The organism is uncultured Adlercreutzia sp. (assembly GCA_910585575.1).
GTDB lineage: Bacteria > Actinomycetota > Coriobacteriia > Coriobacteriales > Eggerthellaceae > Adlercreutzia.
This window is the reverse complement of record CAJUFS010000093.1, coordinates 1-7,594: the sequence shown is the minus strand read 5'-3', so window position 1 is coordinate 7,594 and position 7,594 is coordinate 1. Positions and strand designations below refer to the sequence as shown.

General features: G+C 62.6%; 6 protein-coding genes and 1 pseudogene. 6 read left to right on the top strand and 1 reads right to left on the bottom strand.

Annotated features, from left to right (window positions below):
* The 5 genes from QZ307_RS10175 to QZ307_RS10155 form a co-directional block, all read left to right on the top strand.
* The coding region (locus QZ307_RS10175) for a TCP-1/cpn60 chaperonin family protein (RefSeq protein ID WP_295999523.1) at positions 1–555 on the top strand (555 nt) is incomplete at its 5' end.
* A gap of 301 nt (positions 556–856) precedes the next feature.
* The gene (locus QZ307_RS10170; RefSeq protein ID WP_343074492.1) at positions 857–1,435 is read left to right on the top strand and encodes a xanthine phosphoribosyltransferase; all 579 of its coding nucleotides are present in this window, start codon (positions 857–859) and stop codon (positions 1,433–1,435) included.
* Between the two features lie 81 nt (positions 1,436–1,516).
* Positions 1,517–2,962 (top strand): nucleobase:cation symporter-2 family protein, encoded by a 1,446-nt coding sequence (locus QZ307_RS10165; RefSeq protein WP_295999520.1) that lies wholly within the window; start codon positions 1,517–1,519, stop codon positions 2,960–2,962.
* A 141-nt stretch (positions 2,963–3,103) separates the two neighbouring features.
* The gene (locus QZ307_RS10160; protein WP_295999519.1) at positions 3,104–4,252 is read left to right on the top strand and encodes a putative manganese transporter; all 1,149 of its coding nucleotides are present in this window, start codon (positions 3,104–3,106) and stop codon (positions 4,250–4,252) included.
* Positions 4,253–4,652: 400 nt separating this feature from the next.
* Positions 4,653–5,255 carry an HD domain-containing protein gene (locus QZ307_RS10155; RefSeq protein WP_275206681.1) on the top strand — a complete coding sequence of 201 codons (603 nt, stop codon included), beginning with the start codon at positions 4,653–4,655 and terminating at the stop codon, positions 5,253–5,255.
* Between the two features lie 115 nt (positions 5,256–5,370).
* On the opposite strand, the gene QZ307_RS10150 is transcribed toward QZ307_RS10155, so the two are convergent.
* The gene (locus QZ307_RS10150; protein WP_295999516.1) at positions 5,371–7,101 is read right to left on the bottom strand and encodes an FAD-binding protein; all 1,731 of its coding nucleotides are present in this window, start codon (positions 7,099–7,101) and stop codon (positions 5,371–5,373) included.
* A gap of 253 nt (positions 7,102–7,354) precedes the next feature.
* Between QZ307_RS10150 and QZ307_RS10145 the strand changes: the two are divergent.
* Positions 7,355–7,594: pseudogene (locus tag QZ307_RS10145) on the top strand (hypothetical protein); the annotation flags it as partial.

Sequence of the window (7,594 nt, the reverse complement as noted above, 5' to 3'; positions counted from 1 at the left end):
CGCGAGAAGGCTCAGGAGCGTCTGGCGAAGCTGTCCGGCGGCGTGGCCGTGCTGAAGGTGGGCGCTGCTACCGAGTCCGAGCTGAAGGAGAAGAAGTCCCGCATCGAGGACGCCCTGCAGGCTACCCGCGCAGCCGTCGAGGAGGGCATCGTCGCCGGCGGCGGCGTGGCTCTGGTCGACGCCATTGGCTGCCTGGACGCCGTGCAGGCTTCCGACAAGGACGAGGAAGTGGGCATCGACATCATCCGCAAGGCCATCGAGGCTCCTATGCGCGCCATCGCCCAGAACGCCGGCTTCGAGGGCTCCGTCGTGGTCGAGAAGGTGAAGAGCCTGCCGAAGGGCGAAGGTCTGAACTGCGCCAACGGCGAGTACGGCAACATGATCGAGATGGGCGTGAACGACCCGGTGAAGGTGACCCGCACCGCGCTGCAGTCCGCAGCTTCCGTGGCGGCCCTCATCCTCATCACCGAGGCCACCATCAACGAGATCCCCAAGGAGGGTCCGGACCTGTCCGCTCTGGCCGGTGCCATGGGTGGCGGCGGCGGAATGTACTAATTGGTTCCGAACGGCCTGACGGCCGTTCGGCACTGCCGACGCTGCGCGGTTCTGCCGCATTTTGCCTTGCCCCTTGTTTTGGGCACGGCGTGGCACGAAGGCCACTTGGCCCAAAGGCGGGTCAATTCAAAACACGGCAGAACCGCTCGCTGACTTCCTTGGGCGAACCGGGGAGATTGAAAAAACTAACTCGCAAGAAGGCATCCTTGGATGCCTTCTTTGTTATGGGTTTGATATCGCCAATATAAGCGAGTTCTTCTAAGATAGGGGAAGACGTTTTTCGCATCCCAAGGAGGTTTTCGTGGAGCTGATGGAGCAGCGCATTCTGCGCGATGGCGTGGTGAAGGCGGGCGGCGTTCTGAAGGTGGACGCGTTTCTCAATCACCAGATGGATATCGAGCTGTTCTCCGCCATGGCCGAGGAGTGGAAGCGCCTGTTCGCCGACAAGCCCATCAACAAGGTGCTGACCATCGAGGCCTCCGGTATCGGCATTGCCGCCGTGGTGGCCCATCACTTCGGGGTGCCCGTGGTATTCGCGAAGAAGACCCAGTCCATCAACTTGGACGGCACCATGTACTCCACACGCATCCAGTCGTTCACCCATAACCGCATCTACGACGTTATTGTGTCCACGCGCTTCCTCGGTCCCGATGATCACGTGCTCATCATCGACGACTTCCTGGCTAACGGCTGTGCTCTGCGCGGTTTGCTGGAAATATGCGAGAGCGCCGGCGCCACCGTGGAGGGCATTGGCATTGCCATCGAGAAAGGCTTCCAGGGCGGCGGCGACGAGCTGCGCGAGCAGGGCTACGACCTGCAGTCGCTGGCCATCGTTGAATCCATGGACCCGGCCACCGGTGCCATCGAGTTCCGTCACTAACCTTCACCGCACGTTGGCGGGGGCGAGGGCAGCAGGCTTCGCCCCCGTTTCTGTTGTCGACCAAGAAGAAAGAGAGTTCCTGTGAGCGACACTACCCGCACCGATGCTCCGGCGTCCCCCGAAGAGGAAGAGGTAGTTATCGAAAGCGAGGCCGGCGTGGCTTTTCGCGATGGGAAAGAAGAGGCTCTTCGCTCCCTGGATGGCTCTATTGGCTGGCTCGAGGCCTTCCCCTACGGCTTGCAGCACGTACTGGCTATGTTCGTGGCCAACCTGGCGCCCATTGCCATCATCGTGGGTGCGGCGGGGCTTTCCGAGGACATGCGTGCCGTGCTCATTCAGAACGCCATGTTCATTGCCGGTATCGGCACCTTCATCCAGCTGTTTCCGCTCTGGCGCGTCGGTTCGGGGCTTCCCATTGTCATGGGCATCAGCTTCACCTTTGTGACGGTGGCCTGCACCGTGGCCGCTACCCAAGGTTACGGTGCCTTGGTGGGCGCGGTTATTGTGGGCGGCTTGATCGAGGGCGTCCTGGGCTTGTTTGCCCGCTACTGGCGCCGCATCATCACCCCCATTGTGGCGGCTGTGGTGGTAACGGCCATCGGGTTCTCGCTGTTGGGCGTGGGCGCGGCCTCGTTCGGCGGCGGCACCGATGCGGCTGACTTCGGCAGTGCCCCCAACCTTATCCTCGGTACTATCTCGCTGGTGGCGTGCCTGGCCTTCCAGGGTTTGGCCAAGGGCGCCACCAAGCAGCTCTCGGTGCTTTTCGGCCTGGTGGTGGGCTATGTGGTGGCCATCTTCATGGGCAAGGTGGACTTCTCGGGCTTTGCCAATTTCGAGCTGTTCAGTCTGCCGGCTCTTATGCCGGTGATGCCCGAGTTCAACCCCAGCGCCATCGTGTCCATCACGTTGCTGTTCCTGGTGTCCGCTACCGAGACGGTCGGCGATTGCTCGGCCCTGACGGCCGTGGCGCTCAAGCGCTCACCCAGCGACAAGGAGCTTTCCGGCGCGGTTACGGCCGATGGCGTGGTCAGCACCTTCTCGGGCATCTTCGGCTGCTCGCCGGTTACCTCGTTCTCTCAGAATGTGGGCCTGGTGGCCATGACCGGTGTAGTGAACCGCCGTGCCATTGCCACGGGCGCCTTCGTGCTGGTGCTGGCCGGCTTTGTGCCCGTGGTCAGCCTGATATTCGCCTCGCTGCCCGAGGCGGTGCTGGGCGGTTGCACCATCATGATGTTCGGCAACATCATTGTGTCGGGCTTCCAGATGATTGCCAGCGCCGGCTTCTCCCAGCGCAACATCACCATCGCGGCGCTCTCGCTGGCCGTGGGCATCGGCTTCACCCAAATGAGCGACATATTCGTTATCTTCCCCGACCTGCTGCAAAGCGTCTTCGCCGACAACTGCGTGGCCATGGTGTTCGTGGTGGCCATTTTGGCCAGCCTGCTTCTGCCGAAGGACGAGAAGGTGCACGGGCCGCTGGTGGTGGAAGAGGGCCAGTCTCAACCAGGGGAAGACTCCGCCGCTTAGGAGTGACCGGTGGGGCAGTTTGCTGCGGCGATTGAGCCTGGCACCCTGGGGGTCGTGTCGCGTGGACCGTCCCAAGGTGTTCGGCTCCCGTTGCGGAACAGTTGACCGCGCTCGTGCCAAGGGAGCGTTATTATTCTTCCTATGGAAGAAATTGCACATATCGCTGAGCACGTGCTGGAGCATTCTCTGGCCGACACGCTCTATCTTATCCCGTTTCTGTTCGTCACCTACCTGGCTATGGAGTGGCTTGAGCACAAGACGGGCGCCAAAACCCAGAACGCCATCCGCCATGCCGGGGCTGCGGGTCCTATCGTGGGCGCTCTTTTAGGCGTGGTGCCTCAGTGTGGGTTCTCGGCTGTGGCGGCCACGCTGTGGGCTGGTCGCGTCATCACCCTGGGCACCTTGTTCGCCGTGTTCCTTTCCACTTCCGATGAGATGCTGCCCATTTTCCTGGCCGAGCAAGTGCCGGGCAACACCATCTTGTCCGTTATGGGCGCGAAGGTGGTTATCGGCATGGTCATGGGTTTCATTGTGGACGCGGTGCTGCGTCTGGCGCGTCGCGACAAGGACAAGCTGCGCATTCACGAGCTGTGCGAGCAGGACAAGTGCGGCTGCAACCACGACTGCGAGGCCTGCGAGGAGAACCCTGAGCTGGCCTATCAGCACTATGACGACGCGCAGCTGGCCGCCGCCACCGAGCCCGAAGGCCTGTTGGGCGATTTGGCCAGCGGGTCCAAGGCTCACCGCCATGAAGGCCATGAGGCCTGCGAATGCGCCCATGACCACGAAACACACGCGCACGACTGCGGCGACCACGACCACGCCCATGATCACGGCGGCTCTCACGACGCCGTCGCCTGCTGCCACCACGACCATTCCCACGATGCTGGTTGGAAGGGCATCGTGAAAAGCGCCCTGGTGCACACGGTGCAGGTAACGCTTTTCATCTTCATCATCACCATCGCCCTGAACATTGTGCTCGAAACGGTAGGCGAGGATGCCATTGCTCAGTTCTTGGGCGACAACCCCAACTTCTCGGTGTTCGCCACGGCTTTGGTGGGCCTCATCCCGAATTGCGCCGCCAGCGTGGTTATCGCCCAGTTGTACGTCGACGGCGTGCTGGGGGCCGGGGCCATGCTCGCGGGTTTGCTGGTATCGGCCGGCGTGGGTTTGCTGGTGCTGGCGCGCGCGAACCGCCACTGGAAACAGAACCTGGCCATCATCGTCATTCTTTACGGCACGGGCGTGTTCTGGGGTCTTATCTGCAACGGCTTGGGGGTTGTTTTCTAGATCCAGGCAGCCCGTGTCTGCGACTTTTTTGCGTTGAGTTAACCAGACCAATCGCGCTGAATTGTTGCGTGCGAAAGAGCAGAACGTTTTGCCTGGTCGCGGAATTCCTGCTTTCCTGCTCTGGTCAAAAAGGTGCCCTTGTTTATCGAGGGGTGTTAACAGACCGCAGATTTTGCGCAGAAAACAGCGACGGCCTTTCGTGGCTGCGGCGTGCGCGAGAGGGAGGGGCGCCTAGGAAAGAAAGAGGCCGTCTTGATGGAGGCCGTTGGGAAATGCCCCAACGGCCTCTTTCGTTTTCTAGAGAAAACTCCATCGCGTGCGAGACGGAATCTCGCTATAGTGTTTTCAAACGAAAACGAGGGAAAGCGCGCCGAGGGGGCGCTGCTAAGAGAGGAGAACTATGGCTGAGTTGAACGCCGGTATGTCCCGTGAGGCGGCTTTCGAGCTGCTGGCGGCCCACAACAAGGATCCGTTCCATATCGAGCACGGCGAAACGGTGGAGCAGACCATGCGCTACTTCGCCCGCGAGTACGATCCCGAGAACGAGGAGTTCTGGGGCATTGTGGGCCTGCTGCACGATTTGGACTGGGAAGAGCACGACGACGAGCCCGAGCTGCACACCATCTACGCCGCACCGCTCATCGAGGAGGCCGGCGGCACGCCCGAGCTCATCCGCGCCATCCAGTCGCACACGTCCGACTTCAACCCCGAGCTGCCCAAGCCGGAGCTGCAAATGGAGAAGATCCTCTTCGCCACCGAGGAACTGACGGGCCTCATCGGTGCGGCTATCGTCATGCGTCCCAGCAAGTCGGTCATGGACTTCAACGTGAAGTCGCTCAAGAAGAAGTATAAGGACAAGCGCTTCGCCGCCGGCGTGAGCCGCGAGGTTATTGCCAGCGGCGCCGAGATGCTCGGTTGGGAAATGGACGAGCTGTTTGCCCGCACCATCGAGGCCATGCAGTCCTTCGCCCCCGATCGGGACACGTTCCAGCCGGAAGCGTAGAGTCTCCGAACCAAACGGCCCATTCGCCGCAAACGCGAAGACGCCTGCAGCCATGCGCTGCAGGCGTCTTCGTTATAGAACGGCCGGAAGGGAGGGCGATCCCGGCTGAGTTCTTTTAGGCCAGGTCGCCGGCCATGTGGCGCACGGCGTGGCGGCTAAAGGTGAGGGTACGGCCGCAGGCGCAGCCCACGATGTACTCGGGGTAGTTGTTGGCGAACATCGAGCCGGAGCAGTCGCCGGCGGCGTACAGCCCCTCGATGGGCTGGTTCAGGGCGTCGAGCACCTGCATGTCGGCGTTAATGCGCAGGCCGTCGACGGTAGTCAGCAGCGAGCCGCCGTACCAGATGCCGAAGAAGGGTGCCTTGCGCAGGGCGGACAGGCGGTAGGCCTCTTTGCCGAAGTCGTCGTCCTTCTGCGCATCGTAGAAGCCGTTGTACTTCTCTACCTCGGCGAGGAAGGCATCCTTGGCTTCGCCGGCAAAGCCAAGCTTGTCGGCGAGCTCGTCGATGGTGTCGGCCATGACCATGGTGCCCTTCTCCAGCTGGTCGGCGTAGATCTCCTCGAGGGGCGTGGCCTCTTCTTTGGCCAGCAGCTGCTGGGTCTGGCGCGAGCAGCCGATGGTGGAGAAGCGCTTTACGTCTTCCTTCAGGTTGGAGTCGAACACCTGGCAGAACACGCCGCCCTCGTTGGCCGCCGCTGCGAAGCAGCAGAAGTCGTAGGGGGTCGACTCGTTCACGAAGCGCTTACCGTCGCGGGCGACCTTCATGAGCGGCTGGCTGCCCAGGTTGAACTGCTTGTCGGTACCGTTGAACGTCGCGGGCTGGCCGGCCTCGCTCGCGATGCCGGCGTTCTCGCCGGGAAGTACCGCGCCGCGGTCGAAGATCATCGGCGCGCCGATAGCATCTTTCTGGGCACCGGCCCACAGTGCGGCCTTGATGCCGTCGCCCACGTTGCTGGGAGAACCGTACTGCAGGGTGACGCAGCGGTCGACCATGGGGTTGCAGGCGCGCAGCATGTCGGCGTTGGAGGTGTAGCCGCCCGTGGTGAGCAGCACGCCCTTCTCGGAGTTGATCTGCACGTAGCCCTCGGGGGTCTCGAAGATGGCGCCCGTCACGCGGCCCGACTCGTCCTGCACGAGGCGCGCCAGGCTATGGTTGTAGGCGACGTCGTAGCCGCGCTCGTTGATGTAGGCGAGCAGCACCTTGTTGCGCTCGAGCGCCTCGCCGGCCTCGTCCTTGCCGGAGTAGTAGTGCTCCATAGGGGCCAGGTAGAAGTCGGTGCCGCCGGTCTTATGATCGATATCGTTATCGAAGGCGCAGGTCATGCCGGCAGCCGTGAGGATGGGGTCGAGCCAGTCGGTCACTTCGGCCGACTCGTCGATCCATACGCGCACCACGCGCTGGTCGGCCTGACCCGAGGCGTAGCGAGTGAACTCGTTCAGCAGCTTGGCGGTGTCCACCTCGGCTCCGGCGGCCTTGGTGTACTTGGTGTTGATGGCACCGAACCAGTGGCGCGTCTTCTGGATAGATTCGGTCTTCTCGCACAAGGTGAAGTCGAGGCCCAAATCGGCTGCCGTGGCGGCTGCAGCCATGCCGCCGTTGCCAGCGCCGATGATGAGCAGCTCGGTGTCGCGCGTTTCCACGATGTCGCTCTCGGCGATCTCGGGGGCGGCGCCCAGCCAGTCACTGCCGGTGGCGGCAAGCTCGCTGCCCTCGCTGGCGGTCTCGGTGGCGGCAGGCGCGGCGGCCTGGGGCGCGCAGCCGGCCATGGAAACGGCGGCCAGTCCTGCAAGGGCGCCGGCGCCGGTGAGGAAGCTGCGACGAGAGACGGTGGCAGTGTTCTTCATAAGGTTCCCTCCTAATGGGTCGTTGATGCGAGGCCCTCCCTGGGTCTTGCGACCCGCCTTGGGGCCGCTGCATCTGATAGTCCCATGTTGCCAGGCGAAAGCCCTGCCGTCCTCACCACCCAGGCACCATTTTCACGGGTGACACGGCCCCGTTGGCCCCTCACCCTTCTGGTACCAGATCGCACCTTTTCCCTTGTCAGCGAGGGGTGAAATGGCCTATGCTGCCCCCAAGGGGAATCGAATGGGAGGAAACGTGGCAAACAAGACAAGGGGAGTGCTGCTCTGGGCGCTGTGCTTCATTGCGTTGACGGGAGACGTCTTCGGCACCTGGCTCACGAATGTGTACCTCTATCCGAACTACCTCGCCGTATGTCCCGAGGCGCGCGATGTGTCCTCGGCGGTGGGCGTGACCGTTCTTATCATTCTGGCGCTCTGGGCGCTGCACAAGCCGTCCTCAATCAAAGAGTCGGTTATGACGCCCGTGGCCGTGGCC